Source organism: Oryzomicrobium sp. (assembly GCF_036820405.1).
Lineage (GTDB): Bacteria > Pseudomonadota > Gammaproteobacteria > Burkholderiales > Rhodocyclaceae > Oryzomicrobium.
Map to the genome: position 1 here is coordinate 77,493 of NZ_DAISLS010000015.1, position 22,314 is coordinate 99,806.

The 22,314-nt window shown below is 69.9% G+C and carries 18 protein-coding genes and 1 tRNA gene; 8 read left to right on the forward strand and 11 right to left on the reverse strand.

Annotation, left to right across the window (positions count from 1 at the left end):
• The first annotated feature begins 74 nt into the window (after nucleotides 1–74).
• Together V7Z98_RS15325 and V7Z98_RS15330 are read left to right on the forward strand one after the other, a co-directional pair.
• Nucleotides 75–569 carry an RrF2 family transcriptional regulator gene (locus V7Z98_RS15325; RefSeq protein WP_334158949.1) on the forward strand — a complete coding sequence of 165 codons (495 nt, stop codon included), beginning with the start codon at nucleotides 75–77 and terminating at the stop codon, nucleotides 567–569.
• Nucleotides 570–636: 67 nt separating this feature from the next.
• Nucleotides 637–1,365 (forward strand): DUF4197 domain-containing protein, encoded by a 729-nt coding sequence (locus tag V7Z98_RS15330; protein ID WP_334158951.1) that lies wholly within the window; start codon nucleotides 637–639, stop codon nucleotides 1,363–1,365.
• 195 nt (nucleotides 1,366–1,560) lie between these two features.
• Here the strand turns inward: V7Z98_RS15330 and V7Z98_RS15335 are convergent, their stop codons facing one another.
• The 5 genes from V7Z98_RS15335 to V7Z98_RS15355 all read right to left on the reverse strand — a co-directional run bounded on the left by V7Z98_RS15335 (nucleotide 1,561) and on the right by V7Z98_RS15355 (nucleotide 10,851).
• Nucleotides 1,561–2,064, reverse strand: coding sequence for a peroxiredoxin (locus V7Z98_RS15335; protein ID WP_293265168.1), 504 nt, complete (start codon nucleotides 2,062–2,064; stop codon nucleotides 1,561–1,563).
• Nucleotides 2,065–2,357: 293 nt separating this feature from the next.
• Nucleotides 2,358–4,592, reverse strand: a complete 2,235-nt coding sequence (locus V7Z98_RS15340) for a sensor histidine kinase (RefSeq protein ID WP_334158952.1) — start codon at nucleotides 4,590–4,592, stop codon at nucleotides 2,358–2,360.
• Nucleotides 4,593–4,659: 67 nt separating this feature from the next.
• Nucleotides 4,660–6,135, reverse strand: a complete 1,476-nt coding sequence (locus V7Z98_RS15345; RefSeq protein WP_334158953.1) for a sigma-54-dependent transcriptional regulator — start codon at nucleotides 6,133–6,135, stop codon at nucleotides 4,660–4,662.
• Nucleotides 6,136–6,275: 140 nt separating this feature from the next.
• A complete protein-coding gene (gene putA, locus V7Z98_RS15350) occupies nucleotides 6,276–10,157 on the reverse strand; it encodes a bifunctional proline dehydrogenase/L-glutamate gamma-semialdehyde dehydrogenase PutA (protein WP_334158955.1) in 3,882 nt (1,293 codons plus the stop codon).
• Between the two features lie 148 nt (nucleotides 10,158–10,305).
• A complete protein-coding gene (locus V7Z98_RS15355) occupies nucleotides 10,306–10,851 on the reverse strand; it encodes a peroxiredoxin (RefSeq protein ID WP_293265176.1) in 546 nt (181 codons plus the stop codon).
• A gap of 157 nt (nucleotides 10,852–11,008) precedes the next feature.
• On the opposite strand from V7Z98_RS15355, the gene V7Z98_RS15360 reads away from it, so the two are divergent.
• Nucleotides 11,009–11,083: transfer RNA gene (locus tag V7Z98_RS15360), tRNA-Arg, on the forward strand.
• A 207-nt stretch (nucleotides 11,084–11,290) separates the two neighbouring features.
• Here the strand turns inward: V7Z98_RS15360 and V7Z98_RS15365 are convergent.
• Complete coding sequence (locus V7Z98_RS15365) at nucleotides 11,291–12,748, reverse strand: tetratricopeptide repeat protein (protein WP_334158956.1); 1,458 nt, start codon at nucleotides 12,746–12,748, stop codon at nucleotides 11,291–11,293.
• 245 nt (nucleotides 12,749–12,993) lie between these two features.
• Here V7Z98_RS15365 and V7Z98_RS15370 point away from each other — a divergent pair, with 245 nt between their 5' ends.
• Together V7Z98_RS15370 and V7Z98_RS15375 are read left to right on the forward strand one after the other, a co-directional pair.
• Nucleotides 12,994–13,323 (forward strand): hypothetical protein, encoded by a 330-nt coding sequence (locus tag V7Z98_RS15370; protein ID WP_334158957.1) that lies wholly within the window; start codon nucleotides 12,994–12,996, stop codon nucleotides 13,321–13,323.
• A complete protein-coding gene (locus V7Z98_RS15375; protein ID WP_334158958.1) occupies nucleotides 13,310–13,825 on the forward strand; it encodes a DUF2127 domain-containing protein in 516 nt (171 codons plus the stop codon). The genes V7Z98_RS15370 and V7Z98_RS15375 overlap by 14 nt, the downstream gene beginning before the upstream one ends.
• On the opposite strand, the gene V7Z98_RS15380 is transcribed toward V7Z98_RS15375, so the two are convergent.
• A complete protein-coding gene (locus tag V7Z98_RS15380; protein WP_334158959.1) occupies nucleotides 13,822–14,313 on the reverse strand; it encodes a chemotaxis protein CheX in 492 nt (163 codons plus the stop codon). The two genes, V7Z98_RS15375 and V7Z98_RS15380, sit on opposite strands and share 4 nt — an antisense overlap.
• Before the next feature lie 271 nt (nucleotides 14,314–14,584).
• Here V7Z98_RS15380 and V7Z98_RS15385 point away from each other — a divergent pair, with 271 nt between their 5' ends.
• On the forward strand, nucleotides 14,585–15,601 hold the full coding sequence (locus tag V7Z98_RS15385; protein ID WP_293265186.1) for a ChaN family lipoprotein: 1,017 nt from the start codon (nucleotides 14,585–14,587) through the stop codon (nucleotides 15,599–15,601).
• Between the two features lie 82 nt (nucleotides 15,602–15,683).
• Here the strand turns inward: V7Z98_RS15385 and V7Z98_RS15390 are convergent, their stop codons facing one another.
• A complete protein-coding gene (locus V7Z98_RS15390) occupies nucleotides 15,684–17,345 on the reverse strand; it encodes a methyl-accepting chemotaxis protein (RefSeq protein ID WP_293265188.1) in 1,662 nt (553 codons plus the stop codon).
• A 182-nt stretch (nucleotides 17,346–17,527) separates the two neighbouring features.
• Here V7Z98_RS15390 and V7Z98_RS15395 point away from each other — a divergent pair, with 182 nt between their 5' ends.
• Entirely contained in the window at nucleotides 17,528–18,334 is an 807-nt protein-coding gene (locus V7Z98_RS15395; protein WP_334158960.1) for a spermidine synthase, read from the forward strand.
• A gap of 7 nt (nucleotides 18,335–18,341) precedes the next feature.
• Here the strand turns inward: V7Z98_RS15395 and V7Z98_RS15400 are convergent, their stop codons facing one another.
• Entirely contained in the window at nucleotides 18,342–19,496 is a 1,155-nt protein-coding gene (locus V7Z98_RS15400; RefSeq protein ID WP_334158961.1) for an HD-GYP domain-containing protein, read from the reverse strand.
• A 448-nt stretch (nucleotides 19,497–19,944) separates the two neighbouring features.
• Between V7Z98_RS15400 and V7Z98_RS15405 the strand changes: the two genes are divergently transcribed.
• Nucleotides 19,945–20,205, forward strand: a complete 261-nt coding sequence (locus V7Z98_RS15405; RefSeq protein WP_293265191.1) for a hypothetical protein — start codon at nucleotides 19,945–19,947, stop codon at nucleotides 20,203–20,205.
• A gap of 249 nt (nucleotides 20,206–20,454) precedes the next feature.
• Here the strand turns inward: V7Z98_RS15405 and V7Z98_RS15410 are convergent, their stop codons facing one another.
• Nucleotides 20,455–21,285 carry an ABC transporter ATP-binding protein gene (locus V7Z98_RS15410; RefSeq protein ID WP_334158963.1) on the reverse strand — a complete coding sequence of 277 codons (831 nt, stop codon included), beginning with the start codon at nucleotides 21,283–21,285 and terminating at the stop codon, nucleotides 20,455–20,457.
• Between the two features lie 25 nt (nucleotides 21,286–21,310).
• Nucleotides 21,311–22,312, reverse strand: a complete 1,002-nt coding sequence (gene ntrB / locus V7Z98_RS15415) for a nitrate ABC transporter permease (protein ID WP_334158965.1) — start codon at nucleotides 22,310–22,312, stop codon at nucleotides 21,311–21,313.
• Between the last annotated feature and the right edge of the window lie 2 nt (nucleotides 22,313–22,314).

A 22,314-nucleotide genomic window follows, 5' to 3' on the forward strand; every position in this document is an offset into this window, starting at 1 on the left:
AATACAGCTTTATCCTAAGCCCCGCCCCTTTTAAAAGCAACATTTTTTCCGCATCTTTAATCCAGGCCGCCGCCATGCGACTTACCGCCTTTTCCGACTACACCATGCGGGTGCTGATGTTCCTGGCCACGGAACGGGGGCGCCTCGTCACCATTCCGGAGATCGCCGCGGCCTACGGTATTTCCGGGAATCACCTGACCAAGGTGGTGCATCAGCTGGTGCGGGCCGGGGTGGTGGAATCGACCCGGGGCAAGGGCGGCGGCATCCGCCTCGCCCGGGAGCCCGGTGATATCCGCCTGGGCGCCATCCTGCGCGCCAGCGAGGGCGGCGCGCCCCTGGTGGAATGCCTGGCCGGCGACGTCAATGCCACCGCCACCACTACGGCCGCCGACGCCGCCGGCACCTGCTGCCTCGCCCCGGTGTGCCGCCTGAGCGGCGTGGTGGAAGAAGCCTTCGCCGCCCTCTATGCCACCTTCGACCGCTACACCCTGGCCGACCTGGTGGCCGATCCGCCGCGCATCAGTGCCATCCTGGTGCACCGCGCCACGTCGCCCTCCCCGGCCGCCTGACGGCCCCGGCATTGCCGCCGGGCGCCGTTCTTGCCACCATGGCAGACCCGACACTGGAGACGCCCCCATGCGCACCACCCCCCTTTCCTTTGTTTCTCCCGCCCTCGCCAACCTGGCCGGCCACACCCGCAGCGCCTGCCTCGGCCTGGCCTGCCTGGCCGCGCTGGCCCTGGCCCCCGCCGCCCAGGCGGTGAGCAACGGCGACGCGGTGGCCGGGCTCAAGGAAGCCCTGTCCCGGGGCGCCGAGGTGGCGGTGGGACAACTGGGCAAGACCAACGGCTTTCTCGGCGATTCCCGGGTGAAGATTCCCCTGCCCGGCGCCCTGGCCCAGGCCGAGGGCATGCTGCGCATGGCCGGCATGGGCAAGCAGGCCGACGAGGTGGTGGACGCCATGAACCACGCCGCCGAGCAGGCGGTGGTGGAGGCCAAGCCGGTGCTGCTCAAGGCGGTCAAGGGCATGTCGGTGAAGGACGCCCAGGGCGTATTGACCGGCGGCGACCACGCCGCCACCGACTACTTCCGCCAGACCACCTCCGGCGAACTGACCCAGAAATTCCTGCCCATCGTGAAGAAGGCCACCGACCGGCTCCAGGTGAAACCCCAGTACGACAAGCTGGCGGGCAAGGCCGCCGGCCTGGGGCTGATGGACGCCAAGGACGCCAACCTGGACGACTACGTGACGCGCAAGGCCCTGGACGGCCTGTTCCTGATGATCGCCGAGCAGGAAAAGGCGATCCGCAAGGACCCGGTGGGCACCGGCAGCGCCTTGCTGCAAAAGGTCTTCGGCGGACTCTGACGCAGAATCCCGGCCGGCCACGGCCGCAAGCAACGCCCACCCGCCAAAAACAAACCGCCGCCCCACGGTCGTGGAGGCGGCGGTTTTTCATCCTGGCTCCGCCCCTGCCGGGTGCCCTCCCGGCCAGGGACCGGGTCGGGCCGCAGCGATGCGGGCCAGGGGTCAGTCAGGGAGCAGGGTGGCCTCGACCGTCCATCAAAGCCCCTTCAGCACGGCCTCGGCGCTGCTCACCTCGAACTTGCCCGGGGCCTCCACGGCCAGGGCCTTGACCACACCGTCCTCCACCACCATGGCGAAGCGCTGGGCGCGCAGGCCCATGCCCCGGGCGGTGAGGTCCAGTTGCAGACCCAGCTTGCCCACGTATTCGGCGCTGCCGTCGGCCATCATGCGCACCTTGCTGCCTACCTGCTGGTCCCGGCCCCAGGCGCCCATGACGAAGGCGTCGTTGGCGGCCAGGCACCAGATCTCGTCCACGCCCTTGGCCTTGAAGGCGTCGTAGTGGGCCAGGTAGCCGGGCAGGTGCTGGTTGGAACAGGTGGGGGTGAAGGCGCCGGGCACGGCGAAGACGACGATCTTCTTGCCCTTGACCAGGTCCTCGACCTTGAAGGTGTTGGGGCCCAGGGCGCAGCCTTCGGTTTCCACCGCGATGAATTCGTTGAGGGTGCCTGCGGGCAGGCGGTCGCCGACCTTGATCGTCATGATTGTTTCTCCTGTTGTTGGAATGGATGCTCCCCGCGGGTGGGGAGTGGAATGGACAGGCGCCGGGGCGAAAAGTGCCCGGCGCCGGAACACCGGGCCGGCTTTCCCCAGTTTCGGTGGACAGGGCTGTGGATAATTCGGCAAAAGGCTTGCGCCTCAAGCACATGACGCACCGCACAAAAAACAGGCACCGGCCGGAAACCCAATAGGGGCGCGGACTTTCAAAATGGCATCGCCAAACGCCGCGCCAATGCCGGTTCTCCAGGCATGGCCCGTGAAACACCTCGCCAGTGCTAGCGTTCCGGCGACATGGATGCCTCGCCGGTTTCGTCCGCCCCGCCGAATCCACTGAACTCACCGAACTCACTGAATTCGCCAGGCACGCCGCCCGGCAGGCGCTGGGGGTCGTAGCAGGCCAGGCCGCAGGGCAGCCAGACCACGAATTCGCTGCCCGCCCCCGGGGCGCTGGTGACGGTGATGCGGCCGCCGTGGCGCTCCAGGATGGCGTAGGTGATCGACAGGCCGAGGCCGGTGCCCTCGGCCTTCTTGGTGGTGAAGAAGGGGTCGAAGATGCGCGACAGCACCTCGGGGGCCATGCCGGCGCCGCTGTCGCGCACGCTCAAGGTGACGCCGGCGGCGCTGCCGTCGGCCTCGTTCCAGTCGGCGGTGGACAGGCGCAGGGTGCCGCCCTCGGGCATGGCCTGCACGGCGTTGACGATCAGGTTCACCATCACCTGTTGCAGCTCGTTGCGGTTGAAGGTGACCTGACGCCGGGTGGCGAAGTCCTGCTCGACGGCGATGGCGCGCTTTTGCAGGTTGTGCCGGGTCAGCACCAGGCAGTCGGCGATCACCGCATTGGGGTCCACCACCTCTTCCCGGCCGGCGAAGTCGGCGGGGCGGGCGAAGTGCAGCAGCCGGGTGACGATCTGCTGGATGCGCCGCACCTGGGCGTCGATCAGGCGGATTTCCTGCATCACCGGTTCGGCCGCCGGGCCGAGGATTTCGCGTAGCACGTCCAGGTTGCCCTGGATCACCGCCACCGGGTTGTTGATCTCGTGGGCCACCCCGGCGGTCAGCTCGCCCAGGGCCACCATCTTTTCCGACATCACCAGCTGGGCCTGGGCCTGGCGCAGGGTGGCGTTGGCCTCTTCCAGGGCCAGGGTGCGCTCGGCCACCTTGCGGTCCAGGTCGTCGGCAAAGCGCTTCAGGGCGTCGCGCTGCTGGGAGAGGGAATCGAGCAGGTGGTCGAACTTGCCGGCCAGGCTGCCGATCTCGTCCCGGCTATCCACCGCCCCCACCCGGGCCGCCGCGTCGCCGGACTCGATGGCCTGGATGGTGCGGTTCATACGCTCGATGGGCTCGAAGATGCTCTTCGCCCAACTGAGCGAGAGCACCGCCCCGGCGATGCTGATCACGGCGAAGAAGACGAACAGGGTGACCATGGCCACCCACTTGGCGAGGCGGAAAGGGGCCTCAAGAAAGCCCACGTAGAGCATCCCGACCCGCTCGCCGAAGCTGTCGTGGAGCGGTTCGTAGCCCGACACGTAGTAGTCGCTGACGACGAAGGCCCGGTCCTGCCAGGTCTCGCCCTGGCCCAGCACCTTGTCGCGCACCGCCTTGGACACCCGGGTGCCCAGGGCCCGCTGCCCCTCGAAGAGGTGCACGTTGGTGGCGATGCGGGTATCCCCCAGGAACAGGGTGGCGGTGCCCTGGCTGCCCAGGGGCAGGGAGCCTTCCCGGTACACAATGCCGTTGATGCGGTCCACGATGCCCAGGTTGCCGTTGAGCAGCACGCCCCCTTCGAGCACCCCGACCAGGTGCTGCTCGGCGTCGTACACCGGCACCGCGGCGTGGATCGCCAGGCCCCGCGTCTCTTCGCGGCGGCTGTCCGGCGCCGCCGCCGGGGTGGGCACCAGGGGCAGGTGGGCGCGGGCCTTGAGGCCCGGGTCCATGCGCCCCAACTCGGCGGCGTCGAACACGTCGATGGCCACCTGGGGCGTACCGCTCACCGCCGCCGACACCACCGGCCAGCGCGCCCGACTACCGGCGATGGAACTGCCCCGGGGCACGGTGCCCACGTAGCCGTCGGTGTCGAGGAAGAACAGGAAATCCAGGCCGTATTGGCGCTTGATCGCATCCAGGTAGGCGCCCAGGGGCGTCTCCCGGGGCTGGAACGATGTTCCGGCAGCGGCTGCGGCCCCACCTGCCCGGCCGGGGGCCGGGGCGGGGCGCAGGTTGGCGTGCAGCCGCGAGGACAGGGCGATGGCGGTCAGGTCGTGGACCGTGCCCTGCTTGACCCGGTCGAAGTACTCGTGGGCGATCACCAGGTCGGCGCCGATCTTGAAGGTGAGCAGCCGGTGGTAGGTCTCGGAGCCCCACATCCATACCAGGATCAGCAGGGTCGGCACCCCGAGGAACAGGGGGGCCATGACCATGAACAGGAGCTTGGCCCGCACCGATTCCCGGAACAGGGTACGGCCACGCCGGCACCACCCGCACAGCCGCCGCCAGGCGGCGCCGATCAGCATGGGCGGGGCCGGCCGAGGGCGGTCGGAAACGGGGGAGGGAACGCGGGAGAAAAGGCGGACTGGACGATCACGGCCAGACCCCCCAGGCGGCGCACTTGCGCTCCAGGGTCTTGCGCGACACCTCCAGCAGCCGGGCAGCCTGGGACTTGTTGCCGGCGCAGCGTTCCAGCACCGCCAGGATGTGGCGCTTTTCCACCTCGGCCAGAGTCGGCACCGGGCCGTCCCCGGCCGGGGCCACCTCCTGCTCCCCTGCCCCGCCGGCGGCGGCCGCCGCGCCGCGCTGCAACGCATGGCCGGCGCCGCCCAGGGTGTTCAGGGGGAAGGCGCCGAGGATCAGGGAGCGCTGCACGAAGTTCTTCAGCTCGCGCACGTTGCCCGGCCAGGGGTAGGCCTCCAGGGCCTCGGCCACGGCGGGCGTCACGTCCAGGCGCGGCAGCCCCAGCTGCAAGGTGTAGTAGGCGAGGAAGTGCTCGGTGAGCAGGCGGATATCGGACACCCGGTTGCGCAGGGGGGCGATGTTGAGGGTGAGCACTTCCAGGCGGTAGAACAGGTCGGCGCGAAAACGCCCGGCGTTCACCTCGGCGGCCAGATCCTGGTTGGTGGCGGCGATCACCCGCACGTCCACCGGCAGTTCCCGCTCCGACCCCACGGGCCGCACCATCCGCTCTTCGAGCACGCGCAGCAGCTTGGTCTGGGCCGCCGGGGGCAGCTCGCCGATCTCGTCGAGGAAGATGGTGCCGCCGTGGGCGTAGTAGAACAGGCCGTTGCGGTTGTCCTTGGCGCCGGTGAAGGCGCCCTTGACGTGGCCGAACAGCTCGGATTCGATCAGGTCGGCGGCGATGGCGCCGCAGTTCACCGGCACGAAGGGGCCGCTCGCCCGGGGCGACAGGTTGTGCAGGGCCCGGGCCGCCACCTCCTTGCCCACCCCGGATTCGCCCTGGATCAGCACGGTGGACGGCAGGGGCGCCACCCGGTGGATCAGGGCGGTCAGCTCGCGCATCGCCGCCGAGGTGCCGATCATGCCGTCCAGGGCGTCGGACACGTCGGCCCGCTCGCGCAATTCCCGGCGCAGCACGAAGTTTTCCCGGGCCAGACGGGTGCGCTCGAAGCTGCGGCGCAGAGCGTTGACCATCTGGTCGAGGCGGAAGGGCTTGAGGATGAAGTCCGCCGCCCCGGCGCGCAGGGCGTCGATGGCGGTTTCCATGTCGGCGAAGGCGGTGATCAGGATCACGTCGCCGGCGAACGCCGGGTTGCCCGGGGCCTTCAGCTCCTTGAGCCATTCGATGCCGCTCTTGCCCGGCAGGGAAACGTCCAGGATCAGCACGTCGAAATGCTGGCGGGCCACCCGGGCCATGCCCTCCTCGGCGCTGCCCGCGGCGGCGAAGGTGCAGCCCCGGGCGGTGAGGGCCCGTTGCAGGAAGGCGCGCATGCCCTCCTCGTCGTCCACCACCAGGACCGAGTAGCCGGCCCAGGGTGCGGGGGCGCCGGCGACGGCAGGCGGCTGGGCCAGGGGGGAAGCAACGAAGGACGTATCGGCGGTCATGGGCGGCGAGGGAGGCTAATGCGGGTGACAGACGGCGGAGGGGAGCGATTCAAGCATGGGGTGAGACATTTTGTCCATGCGCCACCCCATGTGCCGTGCCCTGTTCCGTGTCATGCGCCGGTACCGCCGCCCCCTCTCCCCTACGCCTCCAGGGTCATCAGGCTGGCGTTGCCCCCCGCCGCCGCGGTGTTGATGCTCGTCACCCGCTCCACCACCAGCCGGTAGAGGGGATAGTCGCCCTCCTCGTCCGGGGCCAGCACCGGCACGATGGCGCCGGACCAGGTGGCCGCTGCGGCGCGCCACTGCCAGGCTTCGGCCTCGTCCCCGGCCAGCAGCGCCGCCAGGCCGACGGCGCCGTCCAGGGGGCCGTCGCGCACCTCCACCGCAGCCCGGACTGGGGCCGGCAAACGCCCGACCCACGCCCGGACGCCCTCGCCGTCCGCCAGTACCGCCGTGTTGCCGGTAGCCAGGGCGGCAGCCACTTGGGCGGCCAGACCGGCCGCGTCCCGGGCCAGGCAGCCCACCCGCCCCCGGGGGGCGAAGGCCAGGCTGTTGGCCTCGCCGGTAGGGCCTGGTAGTTCCAGCCGCCAGGGCAACAGGGTCAGGGCGGCGTAGCGGCGGCAGCGGCCGGCCATCCCCTCCTCCGCCCGGCCTTCCCCGGCGGCGCGCAGCCAATCGGCCAGGGCCAGGAAGGGGGCGGATTCGCCGCCGCGCACCAGGGTCGCCCGCACCGCCGCCCCGGCCAGGGCGCTGGGGGCCACCTGGCGGGCGCCGCGCAGGCGTTGCAGGTAGAGGGGGCCGCCAGCCTTCGGCCCAGTGCCGGACAGGCCCTCGCCGCCGAAGGGCTGAACGCCCACCACGGCACCGATCATGTTGCGGTTGATGTAGCGGTTGCCGGCCCGCACCGGGGCGGGCGCGTGGGCATGGTCATGGGCATGGGCGAATTCCTTCGCTCCCTGCGCCCCCTCCGCTCCCGCCGGGCCGCAGCCCCCGCTCACCGCCTCCACCGTCTCGTCGATGCGGCTGTGCAGGCCGAAGGTGAGGCCGTAGCCGGTGGCGTTGATCGCCGCCAGCAGGGCCGGCAGCTCCGCCGCCCGGTAGCGCAGCACGTGCAGCACCGGGCCGAAGACCTCGCCGGACAGCCGCTCCAGGCCATCGATCTCGATCAGGGTCGGGGCCACGTAGGTGCCGGCGGCGCAGTCGGGCCCCAGGCCCAGGCGTTGCACCGGACAGCCGGCGGCGGCCAGGGCGGCAACGTGGGCCTCCAGGCGGTCCCGGGCCTCGGCGTCGATCACCGGCCCCACGTCCCGGGCCGGATCGGCCGGGTCGCCGCAGGCCAGTTCGCACATCGCCCCGGCCAGCATTTCCAGCACCGGCGCGGCGATCTCCTCTTGCAGGCAGAGCACGCGCAGGGCCGAGCAGCGCTGCCCGGCGCTGTCGAAGGCGGAGGCGATCACGTCCTGCACCACCTGCTCGGGCAGGGCCGACGAATCCACCACCATGGCGTTCTGCCCGCCGGTCTCGGCCACCAACACCGGCTCGGCCCCGGCGCCGCGCCGGGCCAGGGCGGCCTGGATCAGGCGGGCCACCTCGGTGGAGCCGGTGAACACCACCCCGGCCACCCGGGGATCGGCCGCCAGGGCGGCGCCCACCGTCTCGCCCGGGCCAGGCAGCAGTTGCAGGGCGTTCCGGGGCACGCCGGCCCGGTGCAGCAGATCCACCATCGCTGCGGCGATCAGCGGAGTCTGCTCCGCCGGCTTGGCGATGACCGGTCGGCCGGCGGCCAGGACGGCGGCCACCTGGCCGGTGAAGATGGCCAGGGGGAAATTCCAGGGGCTGATGCAGGCCAGGGGGCCGGCCGGCGGTGGGGCCTCGTCGGCCAGGGTGGCGGACAGGCCGCGCAGCTCGGCGGCGTAGTAGCGGCAGAAATCCGCCGCCTCGCGCACTTCGGCCACGGCGTTGCCCCAGGTTTTGCCCGCCTCCCGCACCGCCAGGGAGACGAAGGCCAGGCGGCTCGCTTCCAGGGCATCCGCCGCCCGCTCCAGGACCGCCGCCCGGGCTTCCGGCGCCAGGGACCGCCAGCGGGTCGCGCTGGCCCGGGCCAGGGCGTCCTCTACCTCGCCGGGGCTGGCGTCGCGCACCTCGCCCACCACGTCGCCGTGCCGCGCCGGGTTGCGCACCGGCCGGAGCGCGGTGGCGGGGTTCGGCCCCGCAGCCTGCCCCGCTTTGGGCTGCACATTCTCTTCTCCCCCCTCCGCCAGGCGCGGTGCGGCGCGCCAGCGCTGGCGGGCCAGTTCCGCCAGCCCGTCCCGGGTGGCGGCGAGTTGCCAGGGGCTGGCCAGGTCCAGGCCGGCGGAATTGGCGCGGCGGTGGGTCAGCCCGCCATAGAGCGCCGCCGGCAAGGGCAGGCGAGGATGGGGCTGGCCCCCTTCGGCGCGGACCGCCAGCAGCGGGTCCGCCACCAGGGCGTCCAGGCTCACCGCTTCGTCCACCAGGCGGTGCACGAAGGACGAGTTGGCGCCGTTTTCGAGCAGGCGGCGGACCAGGTAGGGCAGCAGGGTCTCGTGGCTGCCTACCGGGGCGTAGATGCGGCAGCGCCGCTGCGGGCCCGCGATCTGGTCGTAGAGGGTTTCGCCCATGCCGTGCAGGCACTGGAATTCGTAGTCGTCCCGCCCGCCCAGGCCGCCGGCGTCGGCCAGGGCGGCCACCGCCGCCACCGTGTGGGCGTTGTGGGTGGCGAACTGGGGATAGAGCAGCCCCTCGCCCGCCGCCTTCAGCAGCCGCCGGACGCAGGCCAGGTAGGAAAGGTCGGTGTGGGCCTTGCGGGTGTACACCGGGTAGCCGGCCAGCCCCTCCACCTGGGCGCGCTTGATCTCGCTGTCCCAGTAGGCGCCCTTGACCAGCCGCACCATCAGCCGCCGGCCATGGCGGCGGGCCAGTTGGGCGACGAAGTCGATCACCGCCGGGGCGCGCTTCTGGTAGGCCTGGACGACGAAGCCCAGGCCGTCCCAGTCCGCCAGGGCGGGATCGGCGGCCAGGGCGGCGAGCAGGTCGAGGGACAGTTCGAGCCGGTCCGCCTCTTCGGCGTCGATGTTGAGGCCCAGGTCGTACTGGCGGGCCCGGGCCGCCAGATCGCCCAGGCGCGGCAGCAGTTCGGCCATCACCCGGGCACGCTGGGCGGTGGCGTAGCGGGGATGGAGGGCCGAGAGCTTGATCGAAATGCCCGGCCCGCCCTTGACGCCATGCTGCCCCGCCTCGGGCCGGGAGCGGGCGGCGGCGCCGATGGCCTCGATGGCGTCGGCGTAGGCGCCGGCATAGCGGCGGGCATCGGCCTCGGTGAGGGCGGCCTCGCCGAGCATGTCGTAGGAATGGGTATAGCCCCGGGCCTCGCTGGCGGTGCTGCGAGCCAGGGCCTCGCCGATGCCGCGGCCGAGGACGAACTGCTGGCCGAGCAAGCGCATGGCGTAGTCCACGCCATGCCGCACCAGGGGCTCGCCGCCCCGGGCGAGGGCCCGGGTCAAGGCGCTGGACAGGGCCCCGGCGCTGACGGTGGATACCAGCCGGCCAGTGATCATCAGCCCCCAGGCGGCGGCATTGACGAACAGGGAGGGGCTGTGGCCCAGGTGGGCGCGCCAGTCGCCCCGGCCGATCTTGTCCCGGATCAACCGGTCGGCGGTGGCCCGGTCGGGGATACGCAGCAGGGCCTCGGCCAGGCACATCAGGGCGATGCCTTCCTGGCTGGACAGGGAGAATTCCTGCATCAGGCTGTCCATCCCGCTGGCCCGGCTGCGGGCCTGGCGCACCGCCCGGACCAGCTGCGCCGCCTGGCGGGTGATGGCCGGGCGCAGGGGGCCGAGCAGGGGCGCCACCTCGTCCACCAGAGCGGCCACGCAGGCCGCCTCGTCACGCCGGTGGGCGTCGGCGACGGCCCGGCGCAGGGGCGCCAGGTCGGGGGCGTCGGGCGGCGCGCCATCCCGGCGGTCGGCAAAGGACTGGACGGGCTGGACGGATTCGGTGGGCATTGGCGTCCTCGGCGAAAGGATGCGGAAAGAGCCTTGTTCTGGATGATTCCCCGTGGCGTTCACCACCCGGCGTAGATGCCCCCGGGACACCCATCGTCCCACGCAGCCGCGCCGGGCACCATCCGCGCGCCGCCGCCGGCCGCTCCGCTCAATCGCGCCCGGTGAGCTGCTTCAGGTCGGCGATCACCTCGGCGCTGTGCTTCGAGGTATCCACGCTCAGGTAGGTGCGGGCGATGCGCCCGTCCGGCGAAATCAGGAAGGTGTAGCGCTTGGCGAACTTGAACACCACCCAGTCGGAATATGCCCCATAGGTCTTGGCCACCGCGCCCCCGACGTCGGCGAGCAGGGGGAACGGCAGGCCATGCTTCTTGGCGAAGGCGGCATGGGAGGCGGAGTCGTCCACGCTCACCCCCACCACCTTGGCGCCCAGGGCCTGGAGCTGGACCCAGTCGTCGCGGAACTGGCAGGCCTCCTCGGTGCAGCCCGGGGTGTCGTCCTTGGGATAGAAGTACAGCACCACCCAGTGCCCGCGCAGGCTTTGCAGGGACACTGGCTTGCCGGTGGCATCGGGCAGGGTGAAGTCGGGCGCCATCTCGCCGCTCTCGGGCGGACGGGGCGCTTTTTCCGCGGCGGCAACGCGCAGGGCGAGCAAAACTCCGGCGACGACGACAACGGCCAGCAGCAGGGTTTTCATGGGCGGATCCGGGCGATGAGAAATGAAAACAACATGGAGAAAGAAGGAGGGCTTGAAGGGAAGGACCGGCGCTCCCGCCACCGGTTCCCATGGTGCCGGATTTTGCCCCGCCGCCCCGGGCGGCTACAATACGCGCCGCATCGCCCAGCCGCCTGCCCTCTCCGTAGTTCAATGGATAGAACGAGCGCCTCCTAAGCGCTAAATACAGGTTCGATTCCTGTCGGGGAGACCATCGCGACACCCGCCCGAAGCCCGCGCCACGCGGGCTTTTTCGTTGCTGGACGTGGCCTCTCCGGCGGCACTTTCCCGGTGCCCCAGTAGTTCAACGGGTGGGGCGCCATCCTGGACGCAGTGGGTGCGAAATACCGGGTCTGCCGCGCCGTGTTGCGGCCCCTTCCCGATCCACCGGCGCCGGTGCCAAAACCGGTGCTTCCCCGCCTCAGCCCCGCTGTGCCGCCAGCCGTGCCAGTTCCGCGGCCACCCGTTCGATCACCGGGCCCCATTGCCCCCGGCCGTTCTGGCGGAAGAGGCGGGTCGTCCCCGGGTACCAGGGGCAGTCGTCCCGCCCCGCCAGCCAACGCCAGTCGGGCAGGTCGTCGGCCAGCAGCACCCAGCAGGGCTTACCCAGGGCGCCGGTCAGATGGGCCATGGCCGTGTCGACGCTGATCACCAGGTCGAGGCCGGCAACGATGGCGGCGGAATCGCCGAAATCGGCGATCTCCCGGCCCAGGTCGAGCAATGGCAGCCCGGCCGGGGGATGGGCCGCCTCTTCCTCGCCGGCGCCTTTTTGCAGGCTGACGAAGCTCGCTCCCGCCACCGCCCCAAGGGGGGCCAGCACGTCCAGCCCCGGCAGGGAGCGGGCGGCGTCGTTCTCGAACCGGGGATTGCCCTTCCACACCAGCCCGACCCGCAGCCCCCGGCCCGGCAGCCGGGCGTTCCAGTAGCCGATCCGTTCCGGCGGCGGCGCCAGGTAGGGCAGCGCTGCCGGGATCGTCTCCAGGCGGGTGCCGCAAGCCAGGGGCAGGGAAAAGGGAAAGGTCCAGAAGTCCCAGTGTTGGCCGGGGAGCGGCTCGCCCAGGGCCACCAGCTGGTCGACGCCGGCCAAGCTGGCGAACAGGGGCTTGAGGGCCGGCTGGCAGAGCAGGGTGACGTGCTTGGCGCCCCGGGCCTTGAGCAGGGGGACGTAGCGGCAGAACTGGATCATGTCGCCGTGGCCGCCCTCGACCCCGATCAGGATCGACTTGCCGTCCAGGTCTTCCCCCCGCCAGGGGGGGCAGCCCAGGTGGGGCGTGCAGTCCAGCAGCCACTCCCGGGCTTCCATGTGGTGCCAGCCTTCTTCGTAATCGCCCCGCAGCAGCAGTAGGTAGGCCAGGTTGTAGCGGGCCTTGGCGTAGGCCGGGTCCAGCCCCATGGCGGTGCGGTAGCACTGCTCCGCCTCGCGGTGGCGCTGCCGGCTGACCAGCACCACCCCCAGGTTGGACCAGGATGCCGGCAGGTGGGGCGCGATCCGGACCGCCTCCTGGAGCACGTCCTCGGCCTCGGCCAGGCGCCGGCGGCGGAACAGGAACAGCCCCAGGTTGAGGTGGGCTTGCAGCCAAGCTGGCGCCAAATCCCGGGCGCGGCCCAGGCAGGTTTCCGCATCGCCCAGGTTGCCCCGCTGTTCCAGCGCCAGCCCCAGGTTGCTCAGGGCCTCGGCATAGTCCGGGTCCAGGTGCAGGGCCTCGCGGAGGAAATCCTCGGCCCCGTCCAGGTCGCCGTTTTCCAGCCGCAGGGCGCCTTCGGCGCACAGCAAGGCGACGCTGCCGCCCAGCACGAAATCGTCCCCGTCCGGCGGACGGCCGGCGTCATGCGAATCGGCATGGGACGAAGGGGCGGAGGTCGGTTGCGCGGAATTCATGGCGTTGAGGCTCGGGCGCCACCCACAGTCCGGCCCCGGGAAGGGGACAACGGCCTGCCCGGCGCCCATGACGTTGTGCATTCGATGATAGGAGAAGAATGGCCGCAAGGGTACTGGAAAGCGGCCTTCCGCTTACGTTTGTAAGCGATCTTTTACACGCCCGCCCGGGTCGTCGTCCCGGGCGAAGGTGGGTAGAATCGCCCTGCTCGGGCGCTGCCCCGTGCCCGACGCAATCCACGACCGCCATGACCACGCCCGCCACCCGGGAAGCCCGGGAACACGAACTCACGCTCCACGTCTTTTCCATTTCCGCCGGCCTGGTGGGGGTCTGCCTGACCGGCCTGGGCCTGATCAAGGTGATCACCCAGCGCAGCCAGATGGGCACCCTGGCCGACGATCTGCTGGCCGGGGACGCGGCCCTCTTCATGTGCTGCTGCTTCTTCGCCTTCTGGTCGTTCAAGACCCGGCACACCCGCCTGCGCCAGATGCTGCGCAATGTCCTCGATGGCCTGTTCATGCTCGCCCTGGCCCTGATGGTCGGGGTCTGCGGAGTGATCGTCTATGTCCTCGTCTGACGCCGCGTTCACGCCCGGCGCCCCGCAAGCCGCTCCCCGCGGGCTGCGCGCCATCGCCGCCATGGAGGCGCTCAAGGGCGCCCTGGTGCTGATCGCCGGCTTCGGCCTGTTGTCCCTGCTGCACCAGGACGCCCAGTCCGTGGCCGAGCACCTGGTGCACCACCTGCACCTGAATCCGGCGCGCCGCACGCCGCGCATCTTTCTCGAACTGGCCTCCCACGTCACCGACCAGCGTCTGTGGGGCCTGGCGGCCCTGGCCGCTCTCTACGCCTCGCTACGCTTCCTCGAAGCCTTCGGCCTGTGGCGCGGCTACGCCTGGGCCGAGTGGCTGGGCGCGGTGAGCGGTGGGATCTACGTCCCCCTGGAAGTGATAGAACTGGCCCGCCACGCCACTGCCCTGAAATTCGCCACTCTGGGCTTCAACCTGGTGGTGGTGGTGTACCTGGCCTGGGCACTGTGGCGCCGCCGCCAGCAGCCGCCCCTAGCCGAAAGCCCCCGCTAGGCAGTCGCCCCGCCCCGTTCGAGCTGGATCACCAGATCGGCGCGATGGCCGTTCCACTCCAGGGGAACGGCCAGGGAGCGGCGGGCATCGCCCCGCAGCAGCGCCGCCGGCGCACCGGCCCAACGGTGGTAGGCGGCGGGGACCGAAACGTCCAGGGATTCCCCGAAGTGGCGGCGGGCGCGGCCCGACAGAAGGCAGGCAATTTCGCCGACGATATCCGAATGGCGTTCGTCGCCATGGTCCGGCACGCCGGCAAGATGCAGCACCTGGGCGAGCATCGCCCGGGGTGCGCAGAAGCACACGGTGCCCCGCCAGCCGCCGGACAGGGTGATCAGCCCGTTGAAGTCGTTCCACAGCCGCTCCGCCCCCGTCGCCAACGGATAGGCCGCGCGCACCCGGGCGGCCTGGCCGGTGGCAGTGTGGAAATAGTCGACCAGGGCTTGGGAAAACACGCCGAGGTCATCCGGCGCGAGATCGGGATGGGGCATCGGTTCATCGACTCCATGACAGGCAGGGCGCCGATACCGGACGGATACCAGACCGGGACCGGCCATGGGCAGTTGCGGAACAGCAGGCCGGACATGGAAATCCCCTCTCCTCCGGCCCAGCCTCGTTGCCTAGGCTCTGGTGGCATGCTGCAAGCGGCCCATCCTGCCCGGGGGAAATTGCGGCTTGGTGACAGGTTCCTGACATTTCCTGTCAGCCTGCCCCCGTAGAATGGGTGCCGGCCTCCACGCTTCCCATGCCCTCCGTTTACCGATGCCCGCCGCCCCCGCCCGCCGCCTGCGCCGCTCCGCCGGACTCCTGGCGGCCCTCGCCCTGCTCGCAGCCGCCGGCCACGCACCCGCCGCCGGCACGCCGCGGGCGCCCCGGGCCGCCGGGCCATCGGTCAGCGCCGACCTGATCTGGGACACCCGGGCCCGCCGGGCCCTGACCCGGCAGGAACTGGAAGCCCTGCTGGCGCGCGCGCCCTACGTGCTCCTCGGCGAGGTGCACGACAACCGGGAACAGCACCGCCGCCAGCGCGAGTTGCTGGCCGCCATGCTCCAGTCCGGCCGGCGGCCGGCCCTGGTCATGGAACAGTTCGACAGCGAGCACCAGCACGCCCTGGAGGCGGCCCAGCACCGCCCCGAAGCCAGCCCCGAAACATTGCGCGACGCCGGGCGCTTTTCCACAGGATGGTCCTGGCCGGATTACGCGCCCCTGCTGTCCCTGGCCGTCGACCACCGACTGCCGGTGCGGGCCGGCAACGTGTCCCGGGAACGGGCCCAGCCGGTAGCCCGCCAGGGCTTCGCCGCCATTCCCGCCGACGAGCGCCGCTTGCTGGCCCTGGACGCGGGCTGGAGCGACGGCCAGGAACAAGCTCAACGCCAGGAGATCATCGACGGCCACTGCGGCCAGCTCGACAGCGATGCCGGGCGCCTGCTCGCCGCCCGCCTGGCGGCCATCCAGCGCTGGCGCGACGGCATGCTGGCCGAGGCCCTGCTGGAAAGCCCCGCCGATCAGGGGGGCGCCGTGGCTATCCTGGGTAACGGCCATGCCCGCCGCGACCTGGGGGTGCCGAACCGCACCGCCGCCCGAGGACTGCCCCCCGGTGCCATCCTGGCCATCGGCCAGATCGAATGGCGCAACGGCGTCACCAACCCGGCCGCCTATCCGGAGGCCCGGCCGGAACGCTACGACATCGTCTGGTTCTCGCCCCGGGAAGAGCGCCCCGACCCCTGCGCCAGTTTTGCCATGCCCAAGCGGCCGGCCGCCGGAGGCGACAAACCCTGACCTCCGCGGCCTGGCGCCAGCACGCCAGCACCAATGAAAACGGGGGCCGCAGCCCCCGTTTTCATTTACCCGGAAACCCGCGTCACACCCGGAAGCGGGCGATGGTCTGGCTGACTTCCTCGGCCAGGTGGTCGAGCTGCTGGGCGCCGGTGGAGGTGTTCTCGCTGGCGGCGTGGTTCTCGTCGGTCATCTGGGCGATGGATTCGACGTGCTTGGCGATCTCCTGACTAGCCGCTCCCTGCTCCTTGAGGGCGTTGCTGATCTCGGTCACCGCGTTCACCACCTTTTGCACCGCTTCGCGGATTTCAGCGATCCGGTTGCCGGCGTCGTTGGCCAGGGACTGGCCTTCGTTCACCTGGGTCACCACCTGCTGCATCTCGCGCACCGCGCCGTTGGCCGCCGCCTGGATCTTGCCGATCAGCTGGCCGATGTCGCCGGTGGACTTGGTGGTGCGCTCGGCCAGCTGGCGCACTTCGTCGGCCACCACGGCAAAACCGCGCCCGGCCTCGCCGGCCCGGGCCGCTTCGATGGCGGCGTTCAGCGCCAGCAGGTTGGTCTGGTCGGCAATTTCCTTGATTACCTGGACCACGGCGGAAATCTGCTGGGATTCCTGACCCAGGGTCTCGATCACCTGGGCGGCCTCGCCCACCGAGGAGGCGATGCCCTGCATGCCGCCCACGGTCTCGTCGATGATCCTCCCCCCTTCGTTGGAGATGTCGCCTGAGGTGCGCGCCAGATCCATGGCCGCTGCCGAGTTGTCGGCCACCAGGTTGATCGATACGGTCATCTGCTCGACCGCCGCCGCCATGCTGGAGGTGGAGCTGCTCTGGTTGGCCGAGCTGAGCGCCACTTCCTGGGCTGCATTGGCCACCGTGCTCACCGAACCGCGAATCTCGCCGACGTGGCTCTGAATCTCGCGCAGGGAGTCCTGGACGCTGCCGATCAACGTGTTGAAGGCGCCGACCATGGCGCCGATCTCGTCCTGGCTGACCACCGGGATACGGCGGGTAAAGTCGTTGTGGGCGGAAATGGCTTCAATCACCTCCTGGGTCGCCTTGAGCGGCCCCATGATGGCGCGGAACACCGAAAAACTGACCAGCAGCAGGATGACGACCCCGGCGGCGGCAACCACGATATCGGCAGTCTGCATCTCGGCAGCCGTGGCTTCGGCGGCCTTGCCCTGGACCCCGGCGTTGTCCACGTTGATCTTGACCAGGGCATTGAGCTTTGCCTCCGCCTCCTGGTAGAGCTTGCCCTGGCCTGCACCGGCCTTGTGGAAATCGGCGAACAGGGCCCGGTATTCGGCCTCGCTACCGCTCTTGGACAAGGCATCCAGGATCGCATCGCGCTTCTCGCCCCCGCTCCGCCAGGCGTTCCAACTGGCCTGGAAACTCTCCCAGGTCTTGCGTTCCTCATCGGTCATGGGCAGGGCCGCATATTTGGCCAGGGCATCCTCGGCCCGCTTCCACGCGGCCTTTTTCATCTCCAGGGATTTGGCGATTCCTTCGCGGGCCCGGTCGGAAAACTCCCGCTCCCACCCAGCCGCTTCGAACGCGCGCCGGGAAATATCCGTCTGGGCCTCGCTGGCCGTGAGCAGTTGAATGGCCGAGGGCATGCAATTGCTGGCGACTTCGGTCAGTCCCTTCTCGGTCTGCTTGACTCCATACAGCCCGGCTCCACCCACCAGCAACAATGCCAGTACGCCGCCAACGATAAGCAACAGTAATTTTTGTTTGATGGTCATTTTTAGTCTCGACTCCGCATCCCTGAAATTATTAGGTGCCTACTGAAGGCAACAGTCGGATTCTAGGGCTTTTGCCGAACCTGCTGGCGTCCGCTCCGACGACCGGCGAAAAACCTATGGGACAATGCCCTCCCCTGCCGGGGCTTCGCTCCCGGCGCTGTTGACCGACTCCCTGCCCTGCCATGCTGCGCCGTTCCCCCGACTACGATCTAAGCCACCCCATCGACATCAGCGAATCCTCCGGCGTGCGCTACCTGCACTTCGGCTCGGACTGGGTCCAGGGCGCCATGCGCATTCGCCGCCCCTACGACCTGGAGCTGGCCTACACCCGGGAGATGATGGCCGGGCTGCTGCTGCGCGGCGACGGCGAAGCCTGCCCGGAGCCCGCCGGCGGCTGGCCCCGCTCGGTGCTGCAGATCGGCCTGGGGGCGGCCTCCCTGACCCGCTGGCTGCACCACCACGTGCCGGGGGCCAAGCTGACCGTGGTGGAGATCAACCCCCGGGTGGTGGCCATGGCCGACCACATGTTCAAGCTGCCGGAAGAATCGGAACGGCTGGAGATCGTCATTGCCGACGGCGCCGACTTCATCGCCGAGGCCACTCGGGCCTGGGACTGGATTCTCGTCGACGGTTTCGACCCGGACGCCCGCACCGGCCGGCTGGGAGACGAGACCTTCTTCGCCGCCTGCATGAAGCACCTGACCCGGCGCGGCCTGCTCACGGTGAATCTACTCGGGCGCAACCGGGGGTTCATGGGTAGCGTGGAGCGGCTGCGCAACGCCAGCGCCGGCCGCTCGGTGGTCTTTCCCTCCTGCGACAGCGGCAACGCGGTGGCCTTCGCCGCGACAGGCGATCCGGTGGCCGAGCCCCTGGTCGAGCTGCGCCAGCGCGCCCAATCCCTCAAGGCTGCTACTGGTCTGGACCTGCTGCCCACCCTGTCGCGCCTGGAGCAATCGGGCAGCCTGGTGGGCGACGCCCTGGTGTTCTGACCCGGACCTAGCCCAGCCGGTCTTCGCCGAATTCGGCCTGGATGCGCTCGACCGCCTCGCGCTGGTCGAGCAGAGCCGCCACGCAGTCCGGGTCGAACTTGGGCCCGGACTGGCGCAGCAGCAGGCCGAACGCCTCGTCGTTGCTCCAGGCCTCCTTGTAGGGGCGCTTGCTGGTAAGGGCGTCGAACACGTCGGCCACGGCGCAGATGCGCGCTTCCAGGGGAATCGACTCCCCCGCCAGGCCCAGGGGGTAGCCCAGGCCGTCCGGGGTCTCGTGGTGGTGCAGGGCGATGTTGCGCAGCATGCCGGTGTGGGGCAGCCCGGCCAGGCCGAACTGTTCCAGCATGGTGTCCACGATCTCCGCTCCCTTCACCGTGTGGGCCTGGATCGCCAGGAATTCGTCGTCGGTGAGGCGGCCGGGCTTTTGCAACAGGTCGTCGGGTACGGCGATCTTGCCGATGTCGTGAAGCGGGGCGAACTGGAAGACGTACTCGACGAAGGCATCGTCCCGCCCGTGCTGCGCCGCCACCTGCCGGGCGATCAGGCGGGAGTAGTGGGCCATGCGCTCCAGGTGGCTGCCGGTCTCGAAATCGCGGCACTGGGCGATGTGGGTGACGGTGCGCACCGCCGAGAGCAGGGTGCGCACGCACACCAGTTCGGCCACCACCATCAGGCAAAGCAGGTGGCCCACCATGTTCAGGTAGTCGAGGGCCGGCGCGGTGAACACCCAGGGGGTGCGCGAATTGAAGAACAGGAAGCCGGCCAGTTCGCCGTGATTGACCAGCGGCATGGTGTAGCTGGCGGCGTAGCCCTGGCCCCTGATGCGCCGGCTGTGCTCGGCCTGGATCACCGCGTAGGCGCTCAGATCCTGCACCACCCGGGGCTTGCGGCTCAGGGCGATCTCGGACAGGGAGCGGGAGGCCGCCAGGGGGCTTTCGTAGAACGACAGGGGCTCGTCGCCACCGGAGGAATGCACGAAGGTCTTCAGCCGGTCGCTCAGGGGGTCGTAGGACACCACGGCGATGCGCTCGACGAAGGGCAGGCGCTCCCGCACCAAGGCGTGGAGACGGCGCAGGCGCGCGGCCAGCGGTGCCGGGTCGTGCACGATGTCGAGCAGGGTTTCGTGGTTGAACACCGGCGCACCGCCCGCGACGGCGGCCATGGCCGCTGCACCTGTCGTCGAAACCGCATCCTGGACCATGACCATTCCCTTTCCGATCGGCGACCGTCACCCCGGTGACGGAAGGCTGGGAATTATTCCCAACCCCAGCCAAGACCACAATATCGATATGGAATCATCGGACGCCACCGGCATCCGGCTTTCACCGGCCCCTGCCCGCCAAGCCAGGCAGGGCGCGCCCCCCGCCGGTCGGCGGGGACGCTCCTGTGGTTTACACGTAGCTTGCATTGCACCGCCGCACCAGCTATAAAAAACGAGTGCCCTCACCGAAAACGTCCGACAAAGAGGCGCACTTCCTAAAACACCATAAAGCCTTCCCTGCTGTCTGGCCTGCCGATCCGAACCACACCGTTTCGGGCGGCCCATTCAATCTGCAACGGAACGAGGCCCGGCCCGACTGGGGTGCGGGAACCCTTCCGAGGAGGTCGAGATGCTGTCACTGAAGGAATGCATGGAATTCAGCGATCTGGACGTCGATGAAGTCGCCGCCGTCGCCCATCACGAACACGTTCCCGATATCGTGGCCACCGAAATGGCCAATGAAATGCTGCAATCCACCGAAGGGCTATGCTGTCTGCACACGATGTTGCTGGACGACATCGAAAGCGCTCTGAATCACGCAGACTACGAGCTTGCCCGCGAACTGGTGGGTCACTACCAGCAGTTCTGCCACCGCCATCCCTTGCCGTAAGAAGCATCGCCATCGCCACACTCCGGCGATCCACCGCGCTGCGGCGCGCCCGGTTCCGCCGGCCGGGTACGACATCATCGTTCCCGTTACTCGAATCCGTCTTTTCCGATTCCCTCCGTACCCCTCGCGACGAGGGGCTTCATGTCGGCGTGCAGCCGGCAGGGCAGCGGCGGCACGGGTTTCTTGCCCGGCTGCCGCTCCCGCTTTCACCCCCTCTACTTTCGTATTCCCCCCCCCTCCTCTCCGGCCTCACGCCGCCAGGGGCTGGGGGTGGCGCTGCTTTTCGTAGAGGAAGGTGAGCACCGCCTGGCGGCAGGCCAGGTAGGTCGGATCGGCGGCCAGGGCCAGCCGGTCCCGGGGGCGGGCCAGGGGCACCGGCAGGATTTCGCCGATGGTGGCCGCCGGGCCGTTGTTGAGCATCACCACCCGGTCGGCCAGCAGCACCGCCTCGTCCACGTCGTGGGTGACCATCACCACCGTGGCCCGGGTGGCCTCGCAGATCTTCAGCAGCTCGTCCTGCAACTTGGCCCGAGTCAGGGCGTCCAGGGCGCCGAAGGGCTCGTCCATGAGCAGCACCTTGGGCTCCATCGACAGGGCCCGGGCGATGCCGACCCGCTGCTTCATGCCCCCGGAAATCTCGTGGGGGTACTTGGCGGCGGCGTGGGTCAGCCCCACCAGGGCCAGGGCGGCGTCGGTACGGGCCTTGAGCCTGGCCTTGCCTTCCTTGGCGCCAAATACTTTCTCCACGGCCAGGTGGATGTTGCCGAAGCAGGTCAGCCAAGGCAGCAGGGAATGGTTCTGGAACACCACCGCCCGCTCCGGGCCGGGCTTGGCGATCTCGCGGCCGTCGCAGATCAGGGCGCCGGCGGTGGGCACGGTCAGGCCGGCGATCAGGTTGAGCAGGGTCGATTTGCCGCAGCCGGAGTGGCCGATCAGGGTGATGAACTCGCCCTTGGCGATGGCCAGGTCGATGTCGCGCAGGGCGACGAAGCGGCCCTGCTTGGTGGCGAAAGCCTGCTCCACCCCCTGGAGGTGGACGAACTTTTCGGCGTGGTGGTCGATGGGTGTTGCGCTGACCATGGCGGCGTCTCCTGAAAGGGGGGAATCAGCGGGATTCGAAGGTGAAGCGCTTGGCCAGCAGCATCAGTCCCTGGTCGAGCAGCAGGCCGACGATGCCGATGACGCCGATGGCGATGAGGATGTGGGCGACGTTGAGGTTGTTCCACTCGTCCCACACCCAGAAGCCGATGCCGACGCCGCCGGTGAGCATTTCCGCGGCGACGATCACCAGCCAGGCCACGCCGATGGACAGGCGCACCCCGGTGAGCACGGCGGGCAGCACCGCCGGCAAAAGAATGCGGGTGAACACCTGCCACTCGGACAGGGCCAGCACCCGGGCCACGTTCAGGTAGTCCTGGGGCACCTGCTTCACCCCGGCGGCGGTGTTGAGAATCATCGGCCAGATCGAGCAGATGAACAGGGTCCAGGTGGCCGCCGGGTCGGCCTTCTTGAACACCAAGAGGCCGATGGGCAACCAGGCGAGCGGCGACACCGGGCGCAGCAGGCTGATGATGGGCGAGAGCATGCGCGCCAGGAAATCGAAGCGGCCAATGAGAAAGCCGAGGGGAATGCCCACCGCCGCGGCGATGCCGAAGCCGATGCCGACCCGTTGCAGCGAGGCCAGCACGTTCCAGCCGATGCCCTGGTCGTTGGGGGTGTTGCGGTAGAAGGGGTCGCCAAACAGCTTGACCGCCTCCTGCCAGGTGGCCACCGGCCCGGGGATGCCGCTGCCGCCCGAGAGGGTGGCGACGTACCAGATGGCGACGAAGGCGGCCAGGCCGAGCAGGGGCGGCAGCACCGCCTTGACCAGGCGCAGAAGGGCGTCGCTCCCTTGGCCCTCCTTCCCCCTCTTGCCGGAAAGCAAGGCGGGGCGCGGGGTTTCAGAGGGTGTGGCCGGATCACTATATTCCATGCGGTTCTCCAATGGGGATGCCTGAAGATTGGCGTCCAGCCTCGCTTCCAGGGCAGATGAGGTGGCCGTCGGCGTGGCGGCGGCGGCCGGATCGCCCAGGGGCAGGGCGTCGGCGGTGGCGCTGTAGGTGGTCATGG

What these genes read in the sequence shown, in the direction of transcription:
- V7Z98_RS15335 (WP_293265168.1), bottom strand. Translation starts at nt 2,064, where the DNA reads ATGACGATCAAGGTCGGCGACCGCCTGCCCGCAGGCACCCTCAACGAA.
- putA (WP_334158955.1), bottom strand. Translation starts at nt 10,157, where the DNA reads ATGCCCACCGAATCCGTCCAGCCCGTCCAGTCCTTTGCCGACCGCCGG.
- V7Z98_RS15375 (WP_334158958.1), top strand. Translation starts at nt 13,310, where the DNA reads ATGTCCTCGTCTGACGCCGCGTTCACGCCCGGCGCCCCGCAAGCCGCT.
- V7Z98_RS15400 (WP_334158961.1), bottom strand. Translation starts at nt 19,496, where the DNA reads ATGGCCGCCGTCGCGGGCGGTGCGCCGGTGTTCAACCACGAAACCCTG.
- V7Z98_RS15380 (WP_334158959.1), bottom strand. Translation starts at nt 14,313, where the DNA reads ATGCCCCATCCCGATCTCGCGCCGGATGACCTCGGCGTGTTTTCCCAA.
- V7Z98_RS15355 (WP_293265176.1), bottom strand. Translation starts at nt 10,851, where the DNA reads ATGAAAACCCTGCTGCTGGCCGTTGTCGTCGTCGCCGGAGTTTTGCTC.
- V7Z98_RS15325 (WP_334158949.1), top strand. Translation starts at nt 75, where the DNA reads ATGCGACTTACCGCCTTTTCCGACTACACCATGCGGGTGCTGATGTTC.
- V7Z98_RS15345 (WP_334158953.1), bottom strand. Translation starts at nt 6,135, where the DNA reads ATGACCGCCGATACGTCCTTCGTTGCTTCCCCCCTGGCCCAGCCGCCT.
- V7Z98_RS15405 (WP_293265191.1), top strand. Translation starts at nt 19,945, where the DNA reads ATGCTGTCACTGAAGGAATGCATGGAATTCAGCGATCTGGACGTCGAT.
- V7Z98_RS15390 (WP_293265188.1), bottom strand. Translation starts at nt 17,345, where the DNA reads ATGACCATCAAACAAAAATTACTGTTGCTTATCGTTGGCGGCGTACTG.
- V7Z98_RS15410 (WP_334158963.1), bottom strand. Translation starts at nt 21,285, where the DNA reads ATGGTCAGCGCAACACCCATCGACCACCACGCCGAAAAGTTCGTCCAC.
- ntrB (WP_334158965.1), bottom strand. Translation starts at nt 22,312, where the DNA reads ATGACCACCTACAGCGCCACCGCCGACGCCCTGCCCCTGGGCGATCCG.
- V7Z98_RS15385 (WP_293265186.1), top strand. Translation starts at nt 14,585, where the DNA reads ATGCCCGCCGCCCCCGCCCGCCGCCTGCGCCGCTCCGCCGGACTCCTG.
- V7Z98_RS15340 (WP_334158952.1), bottom strand. Translation starts at nt 4,592, where the DNA reads ATGCTGATCGGCGCCGCCTGGCGGCGGCTGTGCGGGTGGTGCCGGCGT.
- V7Z98_RS15370 (WP_334158957.1), top strand. Translation starts at nt 12,994, where the DNA reads ATGACCACGCCCGCCACCCGGGAAGCCCGGGAACACGAACTCACGCTC.
- V7Z98_RS15365 (WP_334158956.1), bottom strand. Translation starts at nt 12,748, where the DNA reads ATGAATTCCGCGCAACCGACCTCCGCCCCTTCGTCCCATGCCGATTCG.
- V7Z98_RS15395 (WP_334158960.1), top strand. Translation starts at nt 17,528, where the DNA reads ATGCTGCGCCGTTCCCCCGACTACGATCTAAGCCACCCCATCGACATC.
- V7Z98_RS15330 (WP_334158951.1), top strand. Translation starts at nt 637, where the DNA reads ATGCGCACCACCCCCCTTTCCTTTGTTTCTCCCGCCCTCGCCAACCTG.